Origin of the sequence: Christiangramia sediminicola (assembly GCF_031344135.1) — a bacterium.
Lineage (GTDB): Bacteria > Bacteroidota > Bacteroidia > Flavobacteriales > Flavobacteriaceae > Christiangramia > Christiangramia sediminicola.
In genome coordinates, this window is sequence record NZ_JAVJIU010000003.1 from 137,879 (window position 1) to 161,934 (window position 24,056).

The window sequence follows — 24,056 nt, forward strand, 5'->3', positions numbered from 1 at the left end:
AAACATGATAGAAAAATAGCCCGTTCATTTTACTTTTGGAGAAAAAATGAAATCTCTTTCTAAGAGATTCTAAAACACGTTGATTTATCTCATAAAGAAATGGGATAAGAAAGAGAGTTTCTAATATTTGCAGTAAAATTTGACTATTCATAGTTTATTTATTGCCTATGAATAAAACAAAATACCTGCCAACGCTTAAAATGCCTTTGAAATAGGTATTATTGACTATTCGGGATTGAAAAAGGATCTTTTTTCTACAATTTACTGTAGAATAATTACATAATATTAATTGTATTCTTCTGCGATCTCAATCATATTTAAACTATGCATACCGTACCGCTCTTTGCAATCAATGAAATGATCCAAAATAATTTTGAGATTATCTAAATTACCAACTACATCATTTCCAAAATTATGCGGATGCCACCAAAGATGATAAATTTCATTATTTCTGGCTGCGTAGGATATCTCTTTTTTAATTCTATTAATTTTTAAAAAATCAAGCAGCTTACCTTCCTTCGGTCGTAATAACCTGCTGGCTTTCTGCATAACAATAGAATCATTGTAGCTTATCAATTCCTCCGACTTATATGATTTATCAAATGTCCCAATATATGCATCACCCGTTCTAAAAATCTTATTTTTCAACCCATCACCATGAGTATCATTCCAGTACCAATTAGATGGATTAGTTCGAACAGTTTTCAATCCTAATTCTGAACAAATTTCCAAATAACTTTTATTGAATTGATTTCTTGGAAAAACCAGAGACTTAATCTCTATATTACTTCTAGAGGCAATTTCAATAGCCTTACTTAAATCTTGTCTAAAACTTTCATCTGTTTGTCCATCTTCAAGACAGTAGTAATGGGAATAACTATGTGTGGCCATTTCCTGACCTTTCCCCAAGGTTATCCTTTTAATTAGATCATTGGCAAAACATAAATTATCATTGATTTCGCTTTTGTATCTTAACCCATAGTCATACGCAGAGAGGAATCTATTATTATAATCAGGTTTGACTTCTGGAATATTTTCCATCCACTGATCCCAGTCTTTGTTAAATAGCATGCCAACTGTAGCCCAGGTAGCATGAATGCCGTAATCCTCTAACAAGTTTATGAGCTGAGGAATCATTTTTCGAGTATTTAAAAAATAAGTTTCTTTATCTACATGCGAAACTTTATCAAATACTCCCCATATAAACTCAAAATCAAGAGAAATTACTAATGACCCTTTAGACATATTATTTAAATTTAAGATTGCATTTGTAATTTTCTAGCCTTTTTCAGCTTAATAATTTTATCGTATTTCTGTTGCGCTAAAAAATAATAAATCACAAAAAATAGAAAATACATTACCATTGATTTCTGTCGAATAATTATACCTAAATTTGACATCACGAATGACATAGCTAAAGAAGCTAAAAAAAATGTCGTTAAACTCATTTTTACACTAACAGGAGAATTCTTCAAAAACTTTAAAAAACCTTTTTTTAAAATTTTAAAAAATAATAGTAAATAAATTAAGTTCTCTAATGATACAATTATTCCCAACACACCTGGAGCATCAAAAAACAATGGTCTAAACCAGAATGTAAATAACTTAACTGGAAGTGAATAATTAGCCATATCTACTCCTGATCCAGAATCACTTAATTCGCCTGCCCTTTCATCTGAAAAGGTTTCAAACTCTTGAATCAAATCATCTGATTCATTCAAACCTGCCATTCCTAATATAGTATCTTGAACCACAATTAAACTTCCAATCATAATTACATATACCAACATTTTTTTCCACCATGCAATTTTTTCCTTTCCCGTCATGTATCCTAATACAGTACCAGCAGCCACAAATAAAAAAACATGAGGTCTAATATGATAGGTGATAATAGATGCCAAAAGTAGTGTAACCCATCTATCTTTGGGCGACTTAATAGCATACGCGAACATCATGAGCCCAAGGAAAATAGGCGCTCCTTTACCAAGTGAAGCAGTCCAGAAATGCATATTTGGCAAAAAGAGTATTAAAGTCAAAAAGTCAAAATTCTTAAAAACGGTAATTTTAATCGGAATGTTCTCTCTAAAAAAAAGATAAGCGTATAAAAACCCAATGAAGCCAAACCACGCATATAACAACATCATCATTTCATAATTAAAACCAAAAACATTCAAAAATGGCCAGGAAACAAAATCTATAAAGGTAGTAGAGGTCCCATAATAATCTAACCAATTCTGAGAGTAAGTTGGTCGCTCGAAATACATCTTGGAATCGGATGGTGCAAAATAAGCATACGTGTAATAAACTAAGAAAAACAGAAGATGATATAAAAAAACATAATTTACTTTTCTACTATCGAACCATTTAAATTTATTTTTAAAGGAATTGAATAATATATTATTAATTCCATATAATAAAATAAGTAAGATTACAGCACCTATCATAATTAAAATAATTCCAAATCACCTAAACTGTAGTCCCAGTATTCTAACATAAAAGTGTTATCTAAATTTTGATTATTTAGATTTCTAATAGTAAAATCTGGACCAAAATTGCCTACTAATTTATATCTTAATAAGCCTGTTGAGTCGCTTATCAAATTTGCTCCTATCTTCTTATTGATTTCCAACAACTTTTTATTTAGAGTTTTTCTTCCAATAGAATTTGTAAAAATGGCTTCGGAAACTCGTAATTCAGTTATAAATTTTCTTTTTTTTGGATAGCAAGCCAAGAAAACATTAGAATCCTCAAAAATCCAGTAATTTTGAAGTCTACATTTTTTATATCTCCAATTTATATAGTCTCTATTTTTAGGGGTAAAAATTTTATTGCTATCCATCTTACACCCTTTATATTTTTCAATAACATCTAGACCAAGATTATTTTTAATTATATGGCAATGTTGATTATTGCTTGTACCAATATTCAAAACAGGTCTTAAAGCTACATTCAACCTGCCAACTTCCTGCCATCCCATTTTCAAATAACCAGGTTTACTTTGCTCATTCGGAGTATTGAAAATAAATTCTCCACCTTCCTCTTTTGCAATTTCCAATGCTTTAAGTGTAAGCTTTTTAAATATTCCTTTACCTTGATGGCTCGGATCAGTGGCCGTATCCACGGCCCGATAAGAATTATAAATCTGATTTTCTCGCTGCCATTTCCATCTCATAAAAGCTCGAACACCAACAATTTTATTCTTTTCTTCAGCAACTAAGACCAGAGATCTTCCAAAAGGATTATCAATATGCTTATATCTCCAAACATCCTCAGTTTTTTTTGAAGAAGTTTCACCCAAACTTCTTTTCAAAACAAAAAGAATTTCTGCAATATCATTTACTGTTGCTTCTCGAATAATCATAGGGTAATTTAACTAGTTATTACTTTTTTGACCTAATATATCTATATAACACTGCTCTAAATTCTGCACCATTACTTCCATGCTGAATTTACTAACAACTCTCGCCCTTGAAGCTTTTTTCATCTGTGATAATTTAGCAGAATTTTCGATCAATTCCATTGATTTTGCAACAAGCGTTTGCCACTTATCAACAGATACAGATAAACCATCAACATTATCGCGAATAACTTCTTTTATGCCTCCAGCATTTGTTGAAATGACAGCACATTCCATACTCATAGCTTCTAACAGCGCTATTGGAAGTCCCTCAAATGAGGATGTCATCATAAAAACATCCATTGCCTCAAAATAAGGCTTTACATTGGTTTGCAAACCTGTAAAAAATACAATTCCATTTAGGTTTAACTTTTCCCATTCTTCTTTAATCTCATCCTCGAGAGGTCCAGCGCCTACAATGATGCCATAGATATTCTTGTTGACGTCATTTAATTGCTTAAGAACATTTAACCACTCTTTCAATCTTTTTTGAAATCTAAAAACTGCAACATTTCCAAATACAATAGCATTACTAGGTATATTGAAATCATCACGAACTGTGCTACTATTCATTCTTTTAAAACTCACAGTATTTACACCATTCATAAGTGTTTTCACAGGAATTTTAGGTTGAATGTTGGATTTTATTGAATTGCTTACATCCTTAGACACACCTAATGCCAAAGTTTGAAAGTTGAAACTGAACTTATTAATTGCTTTTGTTACAAAGTGATATCTTTCCTGCATATTATGTTCAGTATATACAGTTGGGATATCTGTTAACTTATGTACCAGCCTTCCTACGAAGCCAGCCCATGGCAAATGACAGTGAATCAGCGAAATATCATGATACCTGCAATATTTAACAACATCATTAAATTTGGAAATAAGTATGATGTTATTTTTTGCATTTAGACATTTCACTTCCCCTCCAGCATTTAAAATAGCATCTACCATTTGATCCTTCCAAGGTAAAAAATATATATAATGAAATTTAAATCTTGACTGATCATGAAGTTTAAGAGTTTCAGGAAGCAAAGTTTCTGCTCCTCCCCTCCCTAAAGACTTTATTATATGCAGAACTTGTATCTTGTTTTTCAAACCTATATTTTTTATTGTGATACCACAGTCTTATAAACCTTGATAAATTTTCTGGTAATTTCCTTATTCATATAGCTATTTAAAACTAATTGATATGCATGTTCAATTTTTGAGATCGGCCTACATTTAAGAATTTCGTTAATAGTATTAGCAAAATCTATTTCATTACCCTTAGTGATCAGGTATCCTGAACTTTCATTCAGTACTTCTGAAACACCGCCAACATTGTACGCAATAACCGGAGTTTTACAATACATTGCTTCCAAGATTACACCTGGTAGTCCCTCAATGATACTCGGTAACACCAAAAGTTCGGAAGATGCTGCATAACTCAATGGATTATTTACAAATCCATGAAATACCACGTTCTTTTCAAGACCTTTTGATCTAACAAGGTTTTCAATCTCTGATCTTAAAGGGCCATCCCCAACCAGGTGAAGTTTAACATTCCCGTTCTTTTCAAAAACATTTTCAAAAATCCTGATAAGACCAGTGTGATTTTTTTCAAACGTAAAACCGCCAATATGAACAATATTTCTAGTTTCTCCCAGATCAATCTTAGGAATATTATGAATAGGCTCTAAGCCAATCGGGATTACACTTATTTTATCTTCTAAAAAAGGGAAGAGCTGCTTTATATCTTTTTTTGAAGCTTCAGAAACCGACGCAACATGTCTTATATTTTTATAAAAGAATCTATTGATATTTTTCTGAATATTAGATTTTATGTACTGGCCAACTTCACTAGCGTTTCTTACCACTATTGGCCGGTTCCATCTAAAAACAAATTTAGAAAACACGGTATATTTTAAACTATCACCAGCATTCACCTGAACCATATCTGGTTTGTATTGTAGGACTATTTTATTTAATTTTTTCCATGCTGCAAAGTCAAAAAATTTTGCATCTAACTTCCCTCCGAGACTCTCAATTTTAAAATTACCAGGAAGTGTTGCATTCCCATCATAGATGGAAACAATCTTTACTCTATGACCTTCAGCAATCAAATGGGATGAAAGCTGGCAGGTAAAAGTCTCCGCACCCCTATTTTGAGGTTTGTGAATAATTTGCAGAATTTTCATATCACAATATTCCTTCTAGATCACCAAGTGTAAGTCTGGTATTATTTATTACATTTTTGTCATCGTCCTTAAAAACCACTGTAGATTTCTTTTTTTCAATTGAAAATAATGGTTTGAGTTGTTGAATATTAACTGAATATAAACAGAAATAGGCATTTTCATATTTAGATATACTACCTAACAATTTTGAAAATTCGGTTGAATCTCCAAGGGCCTCAAATACTATAACAATTTTAACTCCCTTTCTTTTCTCAATCGAATAGATTATGGAAGCGTTCTCATTGGTAAACATTACATTTCTATCAGAAATGTAGCGCCAATCCAAATACCCGGATTCTAAATTTGTGGTAGTAGTTTTCTCATAGTTGCAGCCACATGCAGCATATTCTCCTTTAGAAACTACTTTATAGTTATTAGAAGTATTAAACGGATTAATAAGACCTAGTCGTATACTTGGGGCATTTTGCATCTCTTGCCAACCCATCTTCAGGTATCCAGGTAAACTATTTTGATTTGGTGTGTTAAAAATAAGATCAAACTCACCCTCACAATCTTTTATACCTGATAGTGTTAATCTGCTAAACAAGCCCTGACCTCTGTAGGATTTATCTACCACAGTATCTACAGGTCTTATCGCTCGGAACGTTTTCTGAGTAGTTTCTGAAAAAAACTCCCATCGCATGAACATTCTTAGCCCGACAATTTTACCATTATCTATCGCTAGTAATCCATATGATTTTCCAAAGGAGTTTTCAAGATGTTTCCATTTAAAGAATTCTTCTGAAAAATCTGGATCTAAATTCTTCCGTATCAACTCTACAATTTCTTTGATTTGTGCAGAAGAATAATCAATGGGTTCTAAAGAAATAGAATGACTCATACTTTTATAGATCTATGATAAATAATTGAATGTAAACCGGAGACCTTTGCTTTAAATTCATGGATTGGAAGACTCGCATCTACCCGTATTCTTGAAATTCGTAATGGATTGTATAAATTGGCTAATTTATGGTCAAATAAAAAAGCCAGTTTTATCCCCTGATTTTGCAATACTTTTTCTGAAGTTAAATCTAAATTCCCATTAGGATAAGCAAAAACATCAGAATAAAGGTTTAGGTCCTTTAGAAAACTCATAGATTGATCCATTTCCTTTTCAAGTTCTGCCACTGAGCATTTGTCAAACATAGGGTGTGTATGCGAATGATTGGCAATTTGAAGATTACTTTTATTCATGATTTGTAATTCTTCACTTTTTAACTGCTTCACCCTTAAAGAAGGTTTTTCTGATTTATCTCTTAGTTCGCTCAAAAAGTTTTCTCTTTCGATATTTGGTAAATCTTTGAGTTTCCAGGTAATCTCATTACCTTTATTTTCGCCCAAATAATATTCGAGCTCATCCCACCAAAAGGTCTGGTTGCTGTTGATCAGTTTGGTAATTATAAATAAAACTGCATTAATATTTTCTTCTTTTAGTATAGGCAAGGCATTTTCATATACACTATAGTCACCATCATCAAACGTAATTAATAAACTTTTGGGGTTTAATTTTTTCCCATGGTAAAAAGCATCGATTAGGTCCTCGAGGCTTATAATATTGAAATTCGATTTTAAATATTTTACCTGTTCCTGGAAACTTCTAATATCGGGTACTTTATGGTAGGCTAGTACTCTTATTTTCCTTCTGAAAAATAAAATGCCTATAGCCGATATAATACTCAAAAATCTAAATAATAAATTTCTAACCATTATTTATTAGTTCACTATATGTTCTTTCATATTCCTTAGCTATCATCTTAATATCAAATCTTTCCAAAGCTAATTTTTTTGCCCTTGTTTCAAGATACCGGTAAGAATCAACTTCATTCAGAACCTGGAAGACTTTATTTTTTAATGTCTTGGTGTTTCCAACAGGAAAGACAATACTAGAATTAGATCCAACACATTCCATATTTTCACCAATATCGGAATTGATTATAATTTTCCCCGCCATCATCGCTTCAATTAAAGCCCCTGGCAAACCTTCCGCATAAGAAGGATATAAAAAGATGTCTGTAGCTTTTAACAATTCAGGTATTTTCCCAAACCTTCCAAGTAATTTAATGTGTTGCTCCATCCCCAGATTTGAAATTTCAGCTTCTAAGATTTCTCTGAAACTTCCGTGACCAGCAATTAAAAGAACCGTGTTTGGAAAACTTTTCACAATGTCTGGCATTATGCCTATAATATCTAATTGCCCTTTTCTTTCGATTAACCTACTAACATTCACCAGGACGTTTTTTCCATGAAGCTCAAGAGAATCTTTTAAATTTTTGACCTTTGAGCTTTGAACCACGGTGAATCTTCTAGGATCTCTGCCCCTATGGATTACTTTAATTTTTTCCTGAGGGATGTTTAAAGCGTTTCCTTCAGCTTTTTTAATAGTTTCCGAATTCGAGATAAAAAAGTCTACCTTTTTAGCCGTAATACGATCTTGCAAGTAGGAAAAATACAATTTCAGCTTTAGGGAGAGGGATTTATCGGTATAACGAAGAGGATTATAAGAATTATTAACAAAACTGCCTACCAAAGGAATTTCAGGGAATTTTTTCTTAAGCCTTCTTGCGATCATGTCCGATCTGTAGAGAGTTGAATGTATTAGGTCTGGTATTTCCTTCTTATAGATATCAACCAATCTTTTAACGGCTTCATTATACCCATATTTCTTTGTAATATTAAGAGAATAGACCTTGATTTCTTTAGACTCCAAATATTCCTTCAGCATTTCACCAGGATAAATATGCACAAATACCGGAGTTACATTTTCAAAATTAGAGGTGATCTCCACCAAACTTCTTTCAGCTCCAGAACCATTAATCGTATCTATTATATAAAGGACTTTCAAAATATTATTTATTGGGGTAAAATTTATTTTTTAATGAAGGATGAAAAGATATTAGATACCTAAAATAAGTTCTAGGCTCTAAAGGTTTGATCTTTACAGCTTCTCTAAGATAGAATCTTGCTTCTTTTAATCGATTAGTTCTTAGGGCCATCACTGCAGCTATGGAATTATAATTGAAATGCATTTCTGGATCTTTTCTGAACAAACTCCTATGCTTTTTCAAGGTTCTTGTACTTCCCTTAAAAATACCTTCATAATTCTTACGGATCCTGTCTCCCTGATGCAAATGGATTTGAACCAGAATCTTGTTTATCGCAATAATTTTTGTATTGTAATTTTTAAAGACAGGTATCAAACGCATTAGTAGTTCGGTATGCTGTCCCGAAGATAATTCAGTGTCATAACCTCCTGCTTCTAAAAAAAACTCTTTTTTAAGCATAAGAGTGCCCGCAAGAAAATTGATTGATATATCATCAAAAATTTTTCCGTGATTTTTAGGATAACCCGCCTCCACTCTTTTGCCTGTATGATCAATTTTCTCCCAGGCACAGCTGATTACAGAGTTATCAACAGAGCCGATATGTTGAGTAAATTCATAAAGCCAATTTGGGTAAACCTCATCATCACTATCCAAAAAAATAATAAAGTTCCCAGCTGCCAGTTCAACTCCATCATTTCTCTTTTGTGAGGCTCCGGTATTGGAACCGCTGTAAAATTTGATTCTCGAATCCTGAAACTGTTCAATGATTTCTTCTGTATTATCAGTAGAACCATCATCCATAACAAGTAGTTCCCAGTCCTTAAAAGTTTGAGCTACTACGCTTTTAATCATTCTAGAGATAAGATGTGCTCTATTATAAGTAGGGGTGATAATTGAAATCATTACGCTACATTTTTTAAAAGATATGTTTTCAGAAAAGATAGCCAGTCTAGGAAATTTAATTCTCTTAACGCCATTCTAGTAGGCTTGTCTAAAACGATTTTATTATTCTTAAGAAGACCTACTTTGGCTAATCTTGATGTATTTTTCTTAATGGCTCTATGATATTTTTTTTTACTGAAATCGTCAAAGTCTTTTAAGAGTTGGATATTCTCATAATTAATTTTTTGACGAACATTAGCATTCTCTTTTATAGAATTAAAAACCCCTTGATCATGAAGTCTATATGCACAGGTAATTTCATCATGATAATAGAATTCCCCATAAAGGGATAATAATAGACTCAAAATTCTATCGCCAGAACGGTAATTGAACATGAAATTTGGCCAATCCCTTATTTTATTCCTAAACACCAAGGATGCAGTGGGATAAAACCCACCACCTTGCTCAATCACATCAAAAGTGCTATAGGTTTCTTTCTTTCTATTATTATAAGTATTCACTTTTTTCCCTTTATCTATAATAATAGCATTAGTAAAACTGGCAACATAGATCTCTTTATTTTCTAAAAGATCAATTTGCTTCTGTAATTTAAATTCATCGATCCAATAATCGTCGCCCTCACAAAGTGCTATATATTTAGAATTAGCATTATAGAAATTTGTCATCATGACAAATCTACCAGTTGGCTGCCCTTTTATTTGTATATTATTTTTTCTATGATGATAAAACAAGCGGATCTTATTAGGATATAACTTGGAATACTTTTCGCAAATTTGTCTTGTCCCATCGGTAGAATCGTCGTCACCTATTAAAATTTCAAAATCAAATTTTGTTTTCTGCTTCAATATACTTTCTATACAATCAGTTATAAAATCGACGTGTTGATAAGTTTGGACACATACAGAAACTAGACAGTTATTAGAAATATAACTATCACTCTCAACTACCTTCTCCAACTCATATTTAGTTCTAAATTCTAAGGAATCCATCTAAATATTTTATTAAGAGTCTTGAAGTCTTCATCCTTCCTAATTTGATTTATAATAAATTGAGGCAATTCTGAGGACCACTGATCATCTTTGTCTTTTCTTTTAAATATCGAGTATGCATCATCTGCATCATTTTTCGTTGAGGAATCTTCTATAAATTTCAAAGTTTGATCCGACATTTCAAGGCCACAAAAATTATAGATTTCTTTGGTTAAGCTTATTTTAGAACTTAAAAATGAATTATAATTAATAATCTTAAACCTATCCGGATACTTTTCCTGAAGATCTAAAAAAAGAAATGCTGCCTCTTTCCATTTGTTATACCCGAAATAGTGACTTTTCTTGTTACTATTCTTAATACTTGCGTTTTCCCATTCCTCCTTTAAATCCCATTCAGGATTAAATTCTTTAGGTATTTTAATCCACGAATTTATTACTGCGAAAGGTGAACGAATTAATCCTAAAATTTTAATATTAGATTTTTTTAAAAGATTAGGTAAGACGTTTATATAATGTGTTTCTTTAAATACAAGACAGCTGGTATCCTTTTTATTGAATTCAATACCTTTTTTACTACTAATTGTTATTTTCCCGTTTACAAAAGAATCTTGAGTATTTCTAAGCTCCTCAAAAAATAAATTAATATCCTCGGAGGAATCATTTTCCGTTAACTCTAAAGGAAAACTATATGCATAATTAGGCTGAAATTTAAATTCAACATTTTCATTGCTATTAAGTATTTGCCCGAGCCATGAAGAACCTGAACGTGGGACTGAGAAAATTGCGACCTTATTCATGTAATATTTTTAATAATCTTTTCATATCATCCTCATTATATCTTTGATCTACGGGCAAACAAACCAAGTTATTTGTTAGATAAGTTTCAAAAATTTCGTCTCTTGTCCATTGCAATACATTTGGCCAGTAAGTAGGAATATAGATTTTGTTATTAATTAATTTGTCTTTTAAATAGCTACCGTCTTCTACTAAATAAGGATAACACAAAGGAACCGAATTTTCAGTCATTTTCAACTCTAGCTCGTTTCTAAAACGTAATTCATTATCTAAATAGCGGAAGTTCGAAATCCTCCTATTCTTAATCTGATGATAGTCAATATTCCCAAGTAAACTTTTCGTTAAGAAGGACATTTTTTTTAAAGGGATACCTCCTACTACCTCTTCATTTCTTAAATAATTATTGTAAAAGCTTGCAGTATCAATATCAATACTTCCATTTAAATGACTCATTCTGGAGAATGATTCATCCCGTTCCAGTGACACATTCGATTTGTCCTTACAATACACATAGCCGCCGTCCGGCACCCCAAAAAATTTTCTTGGTGAATAAAAAGTTGAAAAGTCACTAACAGGCAAAGAAAAAAAGGCTTGTGAATTATCTACAATTATACCTTTCTGATCTTTTGGAATTGTAGCAAGATAATCATCTTTAAGACCAAAATAATTATTGAACAAAAACAAATCGTTTATAGTTAGTTTATTGAAGTCAAAAATTGGTTCTAAAGATTTATCAATATGGTAAAATCTATAATTAATATTAAGATTTTGCAGAGGTGCTAACACCGCATCACAGGTATAAAGTGGTAAATAAACTATATCTACCACTCGATTTAATAAAATATACTCAAGCGCATTTCTACCAGAATTTAATTCTGTGGCATTCACATGGTATGGATGGAATTTATTTAATTCCAAAGGTAAATATCCGCCAATTTCTTTTTTATTCATTCTAGTATACTAAAACGTTCACTAAATTGTCTCTATTTTGTATAATGTTTTGCACTTGTTCAAATGTTTCAAACCTAAATACCATAGTCCCTATAGCGAAATTGGCTGATGAAAATGGAAAAACTTGATCTCCAGAACTTACCCATAAATCTGATTCTATTAAAAACATTTCTATAGACGGATCGATTTCGATTTTATTGAATTTTCCCTGAGCATTACTATATAAAATCAATTCTACTATTTGGTCATTATAATTGATTGCCATAGGTGAATGAATTTCTAATCCTAAAGAAGCCCTAATAGATAGATTAATCAAATCGATACCGGTAGAATGCTTTATCATTTCTGATAATCTGTTTCCTCCCCCACGAGGAGAAACTTCCATTATATATGGTTTACCATCTTTTCCTTCTCTTACCTCAATATTATATATGGAAGTTTTTATTCCCAATAACGAAATCAGCATTTGTAAATCATCTTTCAATTCGGTTTTTATCTTGTCACTCAGTACAGAAGGCCAACTATAGGCAGAAGGTGTATAGGGATTCTCGGAGTTACTATTAAAATACTGATTAGAGAATGAAACTATTTGAAATTTACCATTCAGTGAAAAACAGTCGGAGTCTGATGCAAAATTATTAGCCTCAATAAATTCTTCTACAATAACAGTATTACTCTGAGAATACGAATTCGCGATCTTATAGCAATCCTCAATTTCATCTTTCTTTAATATTTTTTTTACCCCTTTACTACCTGCAGAATCTACGGGTTTAATAATTACCGGGAATTTAAAATCGTCTATACCTTTTAATAAACTCTGCAGGTTTGAAAATGATTTTGCTAATGGCACATTAAATCCATTCTCTTCAAGGAATTTCCTAAATAATGCTTTATTCTGCAGAATCTCTACAGACCTCAATGGTGCAGTAGGTAAACCCAAATTTTCAGCAACGTAGGCCGCGGTTAGAACTCCTGGATCAACAGCAAAAGACATAATGCCATCAATCTTGGAAGTAATAGCTATAGCTAGTACTTTTTCACGATCGGTTATGTCTACATTTTGATATTCATCTGAGTATCGATGAGCAATATTCTCAGGAATATAATCGCAGGTAATCACATAAATACCCATAGACTGAGCTTCCTTTATAACTGGAATTAAATATCTAAGCCCACCTAACAACATTAATTTTTTCATGATAATTCTCTTGCAATGGTTTTTAATGATTGGGAGTTGATTCCCTTATAGAGAGGTAAACATAATATTCTAGATGCAATACTTTCTGAAATTTCCATTGGTGAGTACTTGAGATATTTTAAAGTATTTAAAGAAGGATAGAAATATCGACGAGGATAAATATCATTTTTATTTAATCGCTCCCGAGCATTTAAAAGCTTTTCTTCAGTGTCAAAGATTATTGGATAGTAACTAAAATTCCATTCTGTATTTTCTCGTATTTTAATTTTCTTATATCCTATAAAACTTAGATTATCATTATAAAAATTTACTACATCTTCCCTATCGCGTAAAATCTCTTTGAAATAAGGTAGAACACTAAGTCCCATTGCAGCCTGAAGTTCACTCATTTTAGCATTAATCCCCACACCATCAAAATTTTCTGGTCCGTTGTGTCCAAAATTATGTCTGTAGAATAATTCATTATTATTATTGTGATCGTTACTAAATATTGCACCACCTTCACCAGTATGGAAAATTTTTGTTGCGTGAAAACTACAAGTACTAATATCACCATATCTAAATAAACTTTTACCTAAATACTTAACGCCAAAGCAATGTGCAGCATCATATATTACTTTTAAATTATAATTTTCAGCAATTTTCTCAATTGCTTCCACATTACAAGGGTTCCCAAAGACATGTGTTGCTAGTATGGCCGTTGTTTTATCTGTTATCGCATTTTCAATTTTGGTTTCATCAATTGTCAGATATTCAGGATGAATATCAACAAAAACGGGTGTACAGTTTTCCCATATTATTGAAGAAGTTGTTGCAACATAACTAAATGGGGTGGTAATAACATGACCATTATTTGCTAGAGCTTTTAACGCAATTTGTATAGGTAATGTTCCATTTGTAGTTAGAATAATATTTGGTACTTCAAGTTTATTCTGAATTAATTCCTCTAATTCCTTAACAAGAGCTCCACGATTAGTCAACCATTCATTTTGCCAAATACGTTTTAATTGTTTCCCGTAGTCTTCAAGTGGTGGGAAAAATGTTTTGGTTACAGGTATCATTTATTTATAGTTTTATTCTTCCAAGGAAACTCCTTGCGTTTAGATTCTACTTTCAAAAAATCACATAATTTTTTATATGCTCCTTTTTCTCCAACATTCAAAACCAGTAAATCATCAGGTCTGGTTCTAAAGTAATATTTCACATTATCATTATAATTATTATAAAAACTTAATAACCTATCCTTCTGATACGGTTGATTTTCCGGAGTATCAAATATTAATCTATTAGCTCTCCATGCTCTACCTTTGAATATGTAATCTGCATTTACCAGGTCCTCTTTTGTAGGTATTTGACCATCCTTACCCCATTTTTTTCCATGGAATTTTGTTATAGAATTATACCATTGTTCAGCGGAATCCCTAACTGTCAAAATAAATTTACTATTGGGAAATGTATTGTCTAAAATAACATAAGTGTTAGGTAGACTAAATGGTACATCCTGAAAAAATTGTCCCTGACGACATAATTTAATAATATTGGAAAAATCCCTGTGGGCCCAATCTTCTAATAACAGCTCACCTTTTCTTTGATCACCTACTATAAATCCCAGGTCATCCATAGCTGCTTTCAAGCTGGTTGTCCCAGTTTTATTTGCACCTATACCAAAAATTTTAGGTTTATTGTAAACTTGCAACCTTCTTTTAAATTCTACTAACCTATTTTTCAATGACATTTTTTACGATGTTTTTTATTTCATGAGTACCTTCAAAATTTAATACATGGCATATAATCAAATACAACGTTGTTCCTGTCGTACCCCAAACTAATATTCGAGCTATATCCAAGGAAAATTGTAAATAAGAATCAACCAGATACACTGAAATCCCAATCAATCCAGATACTAAAAAAATTGGTATAAGGTCCTTAATTTGTTCAAAAGCAGAGTAATTAATAAATTTATTTGTGTAAAAGGAATTTATTATAAAAGCAACACAAGACATAATGACCTGGGACCAAAGTATTCCGTAAATACCAAATTGAAGACCTATTACTACCAATATTACCACCAAAACTTTCTTTATAATTGCCAGTTTTAAAAATAGATCACTCCTCCCCTTAACCTTAAGAACGTTAAGATTATACATGTGGACAGGATATAAAATTCCAGAAAGGCAAAGAATTTGAAAGTATGGAACAGCAGGAAGCCACTTTTCTGTAAAAAGAAAGCGGAATAAAGGTTCTGCTAGAGCTGCCAAAATCATAAGCACAGGAGCTATAACGAAAACAACCATTCTCATCAATTTCTTATATACTTTTTTTAACCTGACATTATCATCCTGAATAGTAGAAAATAAAGGGTATGTAACTTTATTCAAAGCCATGGAAATATTTGAAACGGGTAGTTGTTTCATAGTTTCCGCACGGGTATAAAAACCCACTTGACTCGGTGCAAAAAATTTTCCTATAACAATAATATATAGGTTTGAAAAAATTCGATCTAATAAACTTGAGATTGTTAATTTATAACCAAAATTAAAATGATCTTTAAATTTTCGTAGACTGAATGTAAAACTAGGTGTCCATTTTGAATAAATCCAAATTTGAATTGAACTTACCAAAGCTGTAATAATTTGATTCCATACTAAACTCCATACACCATATCCTGAATAGGCCATAGTAATTCCAACTATACCCCCTATCAATATTGATGGGATTGCAATTATTGTTTGGGTTTTAAAGTCCATTCGTTGTGTTAAACGTGCTAACTGTACTGCAGAAAATGCTGAAATTATAAATGTTATACAATATAATCTCAGTATATCAACAAGTATAGATTGATTATAGAAATCAGCAATAAAAGGTGCAATAAAAAAAATTATTAAGTAGATTAAAAAACTAGCAGCGAGATTAAAGAAAAATACTGTAGAGTAATCTTCCTGATCTAACTTTTTACTTCTAATTATAGATTGGGTTAGTCCAGAATCAACTAATGCTTTTCCTATTGATATAAAAACGGCAATCATACCAATTAACCCAAACTCTGCAGGCAATAATATCCGAGCAAGAAATAAGGATACAATAAAACTTATTAATTGTGTGCCAAATTGCTGTGAGAAGGTCCATACCAGGCCTAAAGTTGCTTGTTTTCTTAATGACATTAAATGCTTTTGGAAATTTCAACCAGATATCTCCCATATTTTGATTTTCCGTATTTGGATGATAGTTGTTTCAATTGATCCTTATTTATAAATCTTCTTTGATAAGCAACCTCTTCAATACATCCAATCATTGTGCTTTGTCTATTTTGCAGAACTCTTATAAATTCACTTGCATCATCTAAAGACTCGACAGTCCCAGTGTCAAACCAAGTCATTCCTCGTGTCATTACGCCTACTTCAAGTTTCCCGTCACTTAAATACATCTCATTGAGTGTAGATATCTCTTTTTCACCTCTGGCAGACGGCTTAACTTTTTTCGCATATTCTACTACTTTATTATCATAAAAATACAATCCGGGGACAGCGAATTTAGATTTAGGTTTTGAAGGTTTTTCTTCTATGCTGATAACCTTATTATTTTGATCAAACTCAACTACTCCATATCGTTGCGGATCCCTAACAGGATAAGCAAAAATGGATGCACCTTCCACATCAATTTGACTTCTTAAAAGTTTTCCAAACTCATTACCATAAAAAATATTATCTCCAAGTACTAGAGCTACCTTATTATTTCCTATAAATTCTTCCCCTATAATAAAAGCCTCAGCAAGTCCATTAGGTTCATGTTGAACTTCAAATTGGAAATTACAACCAATCTGAGATCCATCACCAAGCAATTTTTTAAAGGCTTGTTTATCATGAGGTGTTGTAATGAACAATATATCCTTTATTCCTGCCAGCATTAATACCGATAATGGATAGTATATCATAGGCTTATCATAAACAGGAAGCAATTGTTTACTCACCGCTATTGTTATTGGAAACAACCTTGTACCAGTTCCTCCTGCTAAAATAATTCCCTTCATATCGCTTTAGTTATATTGTTTTTTATAATAATCTTGATACTCCCCAGTAGTTATATTTTTAAGCCAAGCCTTATTATCCAGATACCAATCTATGGTTTTAGACAGGCCTTCTTCAAAAGTAACAGTAGGATACCAGTTTAGTTCTTTTTCTATTTTGGAAGCATCAATAGCATAGCGTTTATCATGTCCAGGTCTGTCTTTAACAAATGTTATTAATTTTTCAGACATACCTTGCGGTCTACCTAGTTTTTCATCCATCAACTTACAAAGCAACTTAACAAGTTCAATGTTTTTCCATTCATTAAAACCACCAATATTATACGTCTCATTCAGATTGTTGCTATGAAATATAAGATCAATTGCAATTGCATGATCTTTTACATATAACCAATCTCTAGTATAATCTCCATCTCCATATACCGGTAGGGACTTATTTTCTACAATATTGTTAATGAAAAGGGGTATAAGTTTTTCTGGAAACTGATTAGGTCCATAATTATTAGAACAATTTGAAATAACATGCGGCATACCATATGTTTCCCCATAAGCACGTACGAAATGATCTGATGATGCTTTTGAAGCCGAATAAGGTGAATTGGGATCATAAGAAGTTTCTTCTTTGAAAAGTCCAGTATCCGCTAGACTACCATATACTTCATCAGTACTGATATGATAAAAGAGTTTGTGCGAAAAATCATCTTCCCATATCATCTTGGCGGCATTTAAAAGATTTAACGTACCAATTATATTCGTTTTAACGAAGGCTAAAGGATCTTTGATCGACCGATCCACATGAGATTCAGCAGCCAAGTGAATAATTTTATCAAAATTATACTCTTTAAAAAGTTGATTCATATGATCTGAGTCGCAGATATCTGCCTTAATAAAATGATAGTTTGGTCTATTCTCCAGATCTTTTAAATTCTCTAAATTACCAGCATATGTTAAATTATCAAGATTGTAAATCTGATAAGTTGGGTATTTGTTCACAAATAATCTTACTACATGAGATCCAATAAACCCTGCTCCACCTGTTATTAAAATTTTCATAGATAATATTGTTTATACCATTGTATATACTTCCCTACACCCTTTTCAAGATTAATACTGGGTTTGTAACTATAATCATTTTTTAAAGATTCTACATCAGCCCAAGTTCTACTTACATCACCAGGCTGTTTAGGTAAAAAATTCTTATCACTTTTTGTTCCCATATTCTTTTCTATTTCTTCAATAAAGGACATTAGGTTTACAGGGGAACTATTACCTATATTATATAGTGATTCTTTTTTTGGGTTCTTATCTTCAATGATTTTTAACATGCCATAAATTATATCATCTATATAAGTAAAATCTCTTTCTTGATTACCATTATTATAAACGTCTATGGTTCGTTTATTTGCAATGGCATCTGTAAACAAATGCATAGCCATGTCTGGTCTACCCCATGGACCGTAAACCGTGAAAAACCTTAAACCCGTAACAGAAAACTTAAATAAATGGCTATACGTATAAGCCATTAACTCATTACTTTTTTTCGTAGCTGCATACAAGCTTATAGGCTGATCTACATTATCTTCTACACTAAATGGAATTTTTTTATTTTCGCCATACACGCTAGAACTACTTGCATATATAAGATGTTCTATATCGTTATTCTTACATAATTCCAGAATATTGGCAAACCCAACAATATTACTGTCAATATAAGCGTGAGGATTTTGAAGACTGTAACGAACACCAGCTTGAGCAGCTAGATTAATTACCTTCTCAAATTTTTGCTGAGAGAATAATATTGGTAAATTTTCTCTGTCCTGAATATTTAATCTGATAAATGAGAATCTTGGGATATTATCACTCTCGACAAGTAAATTAAATTGACTTGCTTTAGATTTTGGTATACCTAATTGCTTTAATCTATCATATTTTAAATTTGTATCATAATAGTCATTAATATTATCTAACCCGATAACTTTATATCCATTATCAACTAATTTAGAACAAAGGTGGTAACCAATAAAGCCTGCAGCACCAGTAACAAGAATTGATTTCATAGATTTAAATTATCATTCCCGCCGCAACGGTTTCATTTGTACTTTCATCAATCAGGATAACACTACCTGTATTTCGGTTGTCTCTATACGAGTCCAACATGATTCTATGTGTAGTTCGTATCGTTACCCTGGCAATATCATTCATGCTAAGGTCTTTATCTTCCTTGTTTCTGTTATAAGTGTTGATATCGATCTTATATACCACATCTTTGATCATTGCTCGTTGTTCATTTGAGGTATGCAATACTGTATATTTCGCTCTTGGTTTGGCTGCATCGTTATTCAACCAGCATAACATCACGTCAAATTCCTGCTCACCCTCCGGCTGATTATTCTTCTTTACGATCATATCACCTCGGCTTACATCGATGTCATCTTCTAAAGTCATTGAAATAGACATTGGAGCAAAGGCTTCTTCAACCTCCTGCTCTCCGGTATTCATCGATTTTATCTTTGAGGTAAATCCTGATGGTAATACCGCTACTTCATCTCCTGTTCTATAGATCCCACTAGCGACTCTACCCGCATAACCTCTGTAATCTCTATGTTCTTCGCTTTGTGGTCGAAGTACCGTTTGTACTGGGAACCTCGCATCGATCTTATTAATATCACTACTAATATGTAAGGTCTCTAATATGCTTAACAATGTTCCACCGCCGTACCAATCCATATTCTCTGAACGGTTCACCACGTTATCACCAAGCAATGCGCTCATAGGTACAAAACGCACATCTTTTACAAGAAGCTTTGAAGAGAATTCTTCAAACTGGGTGATGATCTCATTGTATCGTTCTTCGGAGAAGTCTACCAGATCCATCTTATTGATACATACAATAAGGTGAGGAATATTTAAAAGTGATGCAATAAAAGAATGTCTCTTGGTTTGCTCGATCACTCCGTGCCTGGCATCGATCAGGATTAAAGCTGCATTGGCTGTAGAAGCTCCAGTTACCATATTTCGGGTATATTGAATATGTCCTGGAGTATCAGCAATAATGAATTTTCGCTTTGGGGTAGTAAAGTATCTGTAGGCTACATCAATGGTGATCCCCTGTTCTCTTTCATCCTTCAATCCATCAGTGAAAAGTGCAAGGTCTACTCCATCGTGCCCCTTCTTGGCACTCGTGTTGGTTACCGACTCCAACTGATCTTCAAAGATCGATTTAGAATCATAAAGCAATCTCCCTATTAGGGTACTTTTCCCATCATCGACACTTCCTGCCGTTGTAAATCTTAGTAATTGATTATTATTGATCTCCATTATCTATGCTAAGCTTTTTATTCTGTAATTCTCTAATTCTTAATTCAGGACAGTTTGTCTTCTAGAAGTATCCTTGTTTCTTACGGTCTTCCATGGCCGTCTCTGAACGTTTATCATCTGATCGATCTCCTCGTTCGGTCTTTCTCATCGCTGATACTTCATCTGCGATCTTATCAAGGGTATCCGCATCAGATTCGATCCCTCCGGTGATGGTTATATCTCCCAGGGTTCTAAATCTGATCTTCTTCTTCTCGATCTTCTCGCCTTCTTCAAGCTTTAGATACTCTGATACCGGAATCCAGGAATTACTTCTAAAGACTACTTCACGCTCATGAGCAAAATATAGAGATGGAATACTAATGTTTTCTCTTTTGATATAGTTCCACACATCCATCTCGGTCCAGTTACTTATTGGAAAGGCTCTGAAGTGTTCTCCCTCATAATGTTTTCCATTAAGAAGGTTCCATAATTCTGGACGCTGGTTCTTTGGATCCCATTCTCCAAAATCATTTCTGTGTGAGAAGAAACGTTCTTTAGCTCTGGCTTTCTCCTCATCTCTTCGTCCTCCACCTATAGCACAATCTACTTTATTTGATTCTATGGCATCTAGAAGTGTCGTGATCTGAAGAGCGTTTCTGGTAGCATTCTTTCCTTTCTCCTCTGCTACTCTTCCCTGATCGATCGATTCCTGAACGGATCCTACGATCAATTGCGCCCCAAGACTTTCAATAAGATCATCTCTAAACTGAATAGTCTCCGGAAAGTTATGTCCGGTATCTACATGCATCAGTGCAAAAGGAATCTTACTTGGGTAAAACGCCTTCTTTGCTAGGTGGGTTACTAAGATTGAATCCTTTCCACCTGAGAACAGGATCACCGGGTTCTCAAATTGAGCCCATACCTCACGAAGGATGTAGATCGCTTCAGATTCCAATTCGTCAAGATAGTTCAGATAATATTTACTCATTACTTCGTTATTTCCAGTTTACTCTTTAAATATTCTACGATACGCTTTACTGAGGCCTCTGCCTCTTCAAGGTTCGTTTTAACTTCTAATTCAGGGGATCCTGGCGCTTCATAAGGCGCATCTATTCCTGTAAAATTCTTGATCTCCCCGGCTCTCGCCTTTTTATACAATCCCTTTACATCACGCTTCTCACAAATCTCCAATGGCGTATTTATAAAAATTTCAATAAAATCTTCCTTACCGATGATCTCTTTTACAAAGGTACGATCTGATGCTAAAGGAGATATAAAAGAAGCGATCACTACACTTCCCGAATTCACAAAAAGTTTTGCCACCTCTGCAATCCTGCGTAGATTCTCCTTGCGATCTTCACGGCTAAAACCAAGATTATTATTAAGACCGCCACGAACATTGTCTCCGTCTAAAGAAAAAGTATGTATCCCTGACTCAAACAATTCTCGCTCCACCATATTAGCAAGGGTGGATTTACCAGAACCTGAAAGCCCGGTAAACCAAACTACAAATGATGTATGTTCATTCTGCATATTCCGGTCTTCACGATCTACATGAAAGGTATGGGGAACTATATTATTCATCGGTATAGGTTAATTCTTCTTTTTCTGCTTTTAACTTTTTATCTCTTCTTTGTTGAAGCCCAAAATCATAACGGTACCAGGCTCGCTCGTGGAAATAATATAACACCATTTTTGTCACAAGCTCAATGCCCCCAATTTTCATTCCAGTAAGAGGATTACCAGAGATCCACCAGGCTAAAAGCATCGTATCCAAAGTACCAACTGCACGCCAGGTGATCGTCTTGGCAATATGCCTTTTGCGACTATCACCGTGTTTAGTTACTCCAGCCTTTATATTGAACCAAACACGCTCATGAAGATAATACAACACCATCTTGGTAACTACCTCAGAAAATCCAATCTTCAGTCCTGTGTAAGGATTCCCCGTAACAATCCACGATAATAAAATTGTATCTAAAGTCCCTACTACCCTCCAGGTAATAGATTTGGCAATATGTCGCTTGTGAGTACTGGCCATTTAAATTATGATCCTATTGCATAATATTCAAATCCCATCTCCTTTTTCTTTTTACCATCCAGTAATCGTCTACCATCAAAAAGAAAGGCTGGCTTTAACATGTCATCATAGATTTTAGACCAATTGTAGTCTTTGAATTCATCCCATTCAGTTAACACAGCAACTGCATGAGCTTCCTCACAAGCCTCGTATGGAGTATTTAAAACTGTTACTCGATCTCTATTCTCTTTTTCAGATCTTGTATTTAAATAATCTAGATCTGCATATATCTGTTCTGGTTTTACCTTAGGATCATAAACTACAACTTCGGCCTGCTCATTCAATAGATAATCTACCACATAAATTGCTGCAGATTCCCTTGTATCATTGGTATCTTTTTTGAATGCCCAACCCAGAATAGCAATTTTCTTACCGGATACAGTGTTATATAAAGTTTTTACAATATTAGCTGCAAATCTTCTCTTCTGATGATCATTCATTATAATTACCTGTTCCCAATAATCTGCAACCTCTTCAAGGCCAAATGACTTAGCTATATATACAAGGTTTAAAATATCTTTTTGAAAACAGGATCCACCAAAACCAACGGAAGATTGCAAAAATTTAGAACCAATCCTAGAGTCCATTCCGACAGCTTTTGCTACCTCATTTACATCAGCACCGGTTTTCTCACATAATTCAGACATTGCATTTATGCTTGATACCCTTTGAGCAAGAAAAGCATTTGCAGTCAATTTGGATAATTCAGAAGACCAAACATTGGTTGTCAAAATTTGATCTTTTGGAACCCAATGTGCATAAACATCTACTAGCGCTTGAACAGCCTCTTGACCATTATCTGTCTCAATATCTCCTCCTATTAAAACTCGATCAGGGTTCATAAGGTCAGCAACCGCTGTCCCTTCTGCTAAAAATTCAGGATTAGAAAGAATCTGATAATTCACACCATTTCCAGTATTATCCAAGATATTCTTAAGAGCCTCTGCAGTTCTTACCGGTAATGTTGACTTTTCAACTACTATTTTATCAGAAGTGGAAACCCTAGCAATCTGTCGAGCACATAATTCGATATATTTTAAATCTGCAGCCATACCCTTCCCAATACCATAAGTTTTCGTAGGCGTATTAACAGAAATGAAAATCATATCTGCTTTATCTATAGCAGCATCAACATCAGTAGAAAAAAATAAATTTCTATCTCTTGCTTCTGCAACTATTTCTGACAACCCTGGTTCATATATAGGAATATTTTCAACATCCTCATCATTCCAGTCAGCAATCCTTTTTTCATTTATATCTACTACAGTTACTTTAATTTCAGGACATTTCTGAGCAATTACAGCCATGGTTGGCCCCCCTACGTAACCAGCACCTATACAACAAATATTATTAATCTCCATTCTACTTCTTTCTTATT

At 33.2% G+C, this 24,056-nt stretch carries 24 protein-coding genes; all 24 read right to left on the minus strand.

The window, feature by feature from the left end; genetic code table 11:
• Positions 1-285 precede the first annotated feature (285 nt).
• The 24 genes from RE431_RS07940 to RE431_RS08055 all read right to left on the minus strand — a co-directional run bounded on the left by RE431_RS07940 (position 286) and on the right by RE431_RS08055 (position 24,039).
• Complete coding sequence (locus tag RE431_RS07940; protein WP_309561443.1) at positions 286-1,245, minus strand: polysaccharide deacetylase family protein; 960 nt, start codon at positions 1,243-1,245, stop codon at positions 286-288.
• 11 nt (positions 1,246-1,256) lie between these two features.
• A complete protein-coding gene (locus RE431_RS07945; RefSeq protein ID WP_309561444.1) occupies positions 1,257-2,264 on the minus strand; it encodes a hypothetical protein in 1,008 nt (335 codons plus the stop codon).
• A gap of 182 nt (positions 2,265-2,446) precedes the next feature.
• Complete coding sequence (locus RE431_RS07950) at positions 2,447-3,361, minus strand: GNAT family N-acetyltransferase (protein WP_309561445.1); 915 nt, start codon at positions 3,359-3,361, stop codon at positions 2,447-2,449.
• A gap of 12 nt (positions 3,362-3,373) precedes the next feature.
• Complete coding sequence (locus tag RE431_RS07955) at positions 3,374-4,498, minus strand: glycosyltransferase (RefSeq protein WP_309561446.1); 1,125 nt, start codon at positions 4,496-4,498, stop codon at positions 3,374-3,376.
• An 11-nt stretch (positions 4,499-4,509) separates the two neighbouring features.
• Entirely contained in the window at positions 4,510-5,580 is a 1,071-nt protein-coding gene (locus RE431_RS07960; RefSeq protein WP_309561447.1) for a glycosyltransferase, read from the minus strand.
• Position 5,581: 1 nt separating this feature from the next.
• Entirely contained in the window at positions 5,582-6,460 is an 879-nt protein-coding gene (locus tag RE431_RS07965) for a GNAT family N-acetyltransferase (protein WP_309561448.1), read from the minus strand.
• Positions 6,457-7,299, minus strand: coding sequence for a polysaccharide deacetylase family protein (locus RE431_RS07970; RefSeq protein ID WP_309561449.1), 843 nt, complete (start codon positions 7,297-7,299; stop codon positions 6,457-6,459). Before RE431_RS07970 ends, RE431_RS07965 begins: the two co-directional genes overlap by 4 nt.
• A 19-nt stretch (positions 7,300-7,318) precedes the next feature.
• Positions 7,319-8,461: a glycosyltransferase gene (locus tag RE431_RS07975; RefSeq protein ID WP_309561450.1), complete on the minus strand. Its 1,143-nt coding sequence runs from the start codon at positions 8,459-8,461 to the stop codon at positions 7,319-7,321.
• Between the two features lie 4 nt (positions 8,462-8,465).
• Positions 8,466-9,344: a glycosyltransferase gene (locus tag RE431_RS07980; RefSeq protein WP_309561451.1), complete on the minus strand. Its 879-nt coding sequence runs from the start codon at positions 9,342-9,344 to the stop codon at positions 8,466-8,468.
• A complete protein-coding gene (locus tag RE431_RS07985; RefSeq protein ID WP_309561452.1) occupies positions 9,344-10,333 on the minus strand; it encodes a glycosyltransferase in 990 nt (329 codons plus the stop codon). The genes RE431_RS07980 and RE431_RS07985 overlap by 1 nt, the downstream gene beginning before the upstream one ends.
• The gene (locus RE431_RS07990) at positions 10,321-11,130 is read right to left on the minus strand and encodes a sulfotransferase domain-containing protein (protein ID WP_309561453.1); all 810 of its coding nucleotides are present in this window, start codon (positions 11,128-11,130) and stop codon (positions 10,321-10,323) included. The genes RE431_RS07985 and RE431_RS07990 overlap by 13 nt, the downstream gene beginning before the upstream one ends.
• Positions 11,123-12,079 (minus strand): hypothetical protein, encoded by a 957-nt coding sequence (locus RE431_RS07995; protein ID WP_309561454.1) that lies wholly within the window; start codon positions 12,077-12,079, stop codon positions 11,123-11,125. Before RE431_RS07995 ends, RE431_RS07990 begins: the two co-directional genes overlap by 8 nt.
• A 1-nt stretch (position 12,080) precedes the next feature.
• Positions 12,081-13,277 (minus strand): ATP-grasp domain-containing protein, encoded by a 1,197-nt coding sequence (locus RE431_RS08000; protein ID WP_309561455.1) that lies wholly within the window; start codon positions 13,275-13,277, stop codon positions 12,081-12,083.
• The gene (locus RE431_RS08005) at positions 13,274-14,338 is read right to left on the minus strand and encodes a DegT/DnrJ/EryC1/StrS family aminotransferase (RefSeq protein WP_309561456.1); all 1,065 of its coding nucleotides are present in this window, start codon (positions 14,336-14,338) and stop codon (positions 13,274-13,276) included. Before RE431_RS08005 ends, RE431_RS08000 begins: the two co-directional genes overlap by 4 nt.
• Positions 14,335-15,012: a sulfotransferase gene (locus RE431_RS08010; RefSeq protein ID WP_309561457.1), complete on the minus strand. Its 678-nt coding sequence runs from the start codon at positions 15,010-15,012 to the stop codon at positions 14,335-14,337. Before RE431_RS08010 ends, RE431_RS08005 begins: the two co-directional genes overlap by 4 nt.
• Positions 14,996-16,438: a lipopolysaccharide biosynthesis protein gene (locus RE431_RS08015; protein ID WP_309561458.1), complete on the minus strand. Its 1,443-nt coding sequence runs from the start codon at positions 16,436-16,438 to the stop codon at positions 14,996-14,998. The genes RE431_RS08010 and RE431_RS08015 overlap by 17 nt, the downstream gene beginning before the upstream one ends.
• A complete protein-coding gene (rfbA, locus tag RE431_RS08020) occupies positions 16,438-17,304 on the minus strand; it encodes a glucose-1-phosphate thymidylyltransferase RfbA (RefSeq protein ID WP_309561459.1) in 867 nt (288 codons plus the stop codon). The genes RE431_RS08015 and rfbA overlap by 1 nt, the downstream gene beginning before the upstream one ends.
• A 6-nt stretch (positions 17,305-17,310) precedes the next feature.
• Positions 17,311-18,354 carry a dTDP-glucose 4,6-dehydratase gene (gene rfbB / locus RE431_RS08025; RefSeq protein ID WP_309561460.1) on the minus strand — a complete coding sequence of 348 codons (1,044 nt, stop codon included), beginning with the start codon at positions 18,352-18,354 and terminating at the stop codon, positions 17,311-17,313.
• Positions 18,351-19,358, minus strand: coding sequence for an NAD-dependent epimerase/dehydratase family protein (locus RE431_RS08030; protein ID WP_309561461.1), 1,008 nt, complete (start codon positions 19,356-19,358; stop codon positions 18,351-18,353). Before RE431_RS08030 ends, rfbB begins: the two co-directional genes overlap by 4 nt.
• 4 nt (positions 19,359-19,362) lie before the next feature.
• Positions 19,363-20,619, minus strand: a complete 1,257-nt coding sequence (locus RE431_RS08035; protein ID WP_309561462.1) for a sulfate adenylyltransferase subunit 1 — start codon at positions 20,617-20,619, stop codon at positions 19,363-19,365.
• 61 nt (positions 20,620-20,680) lie between these two features.
• A complete protein-coding gene (gene cysD / locus RE431_RS08040; RefSeq protein WP_309561463.1) occupies positions 20,681-21,586 on the minus strand; it encodes a sulfate adenylyltransferase subunit CysD in 906 nt (301 codons plus the stop codon).
• Positions 21,586-22,182, minus strand: a complete 597-nt coding sequence (cysC, locus tag RE431_RS08045) for an adenylyl-sulfate kinase (RefSeq protein WP_309561464.1) — start codon at positions 22,180-22,182, stop codon at positions 21,586-21,588. The genes cysD and cysC overlap by 1 nt, the downstream gene beginning before the upstream one ends.
• Positions 22,175-22,639 carry a DUF2061 domain-containing protein gene (locus RE431_RS08050; RefSeq protein ID WP_309561465.1) on the minus strand — a complete coding sequence of 155 codons (465 nt, stop codon included), beginning with the start codon at positions 22,637-22,639 and terminating at the stop codon, positions 22,175-22,177. Before RE431_RS08050 ends, cysC begins: the two co-directional genes overlap by 8 nt.
• A 5-nt stretch (positions 22,640-22,644) precedes the next feature.
• Entirely contained in the window at positions 22,645-24,039 is a 1,395-nt protein-coding gene (locus tag RE431_RS08055; protein ID WP_309561466.1) for a UDP-glucose 6-dehydrogenase, read from the minus strand.
• Positions 24,040-24,056 lie beyond the last annotated feature (17 nt).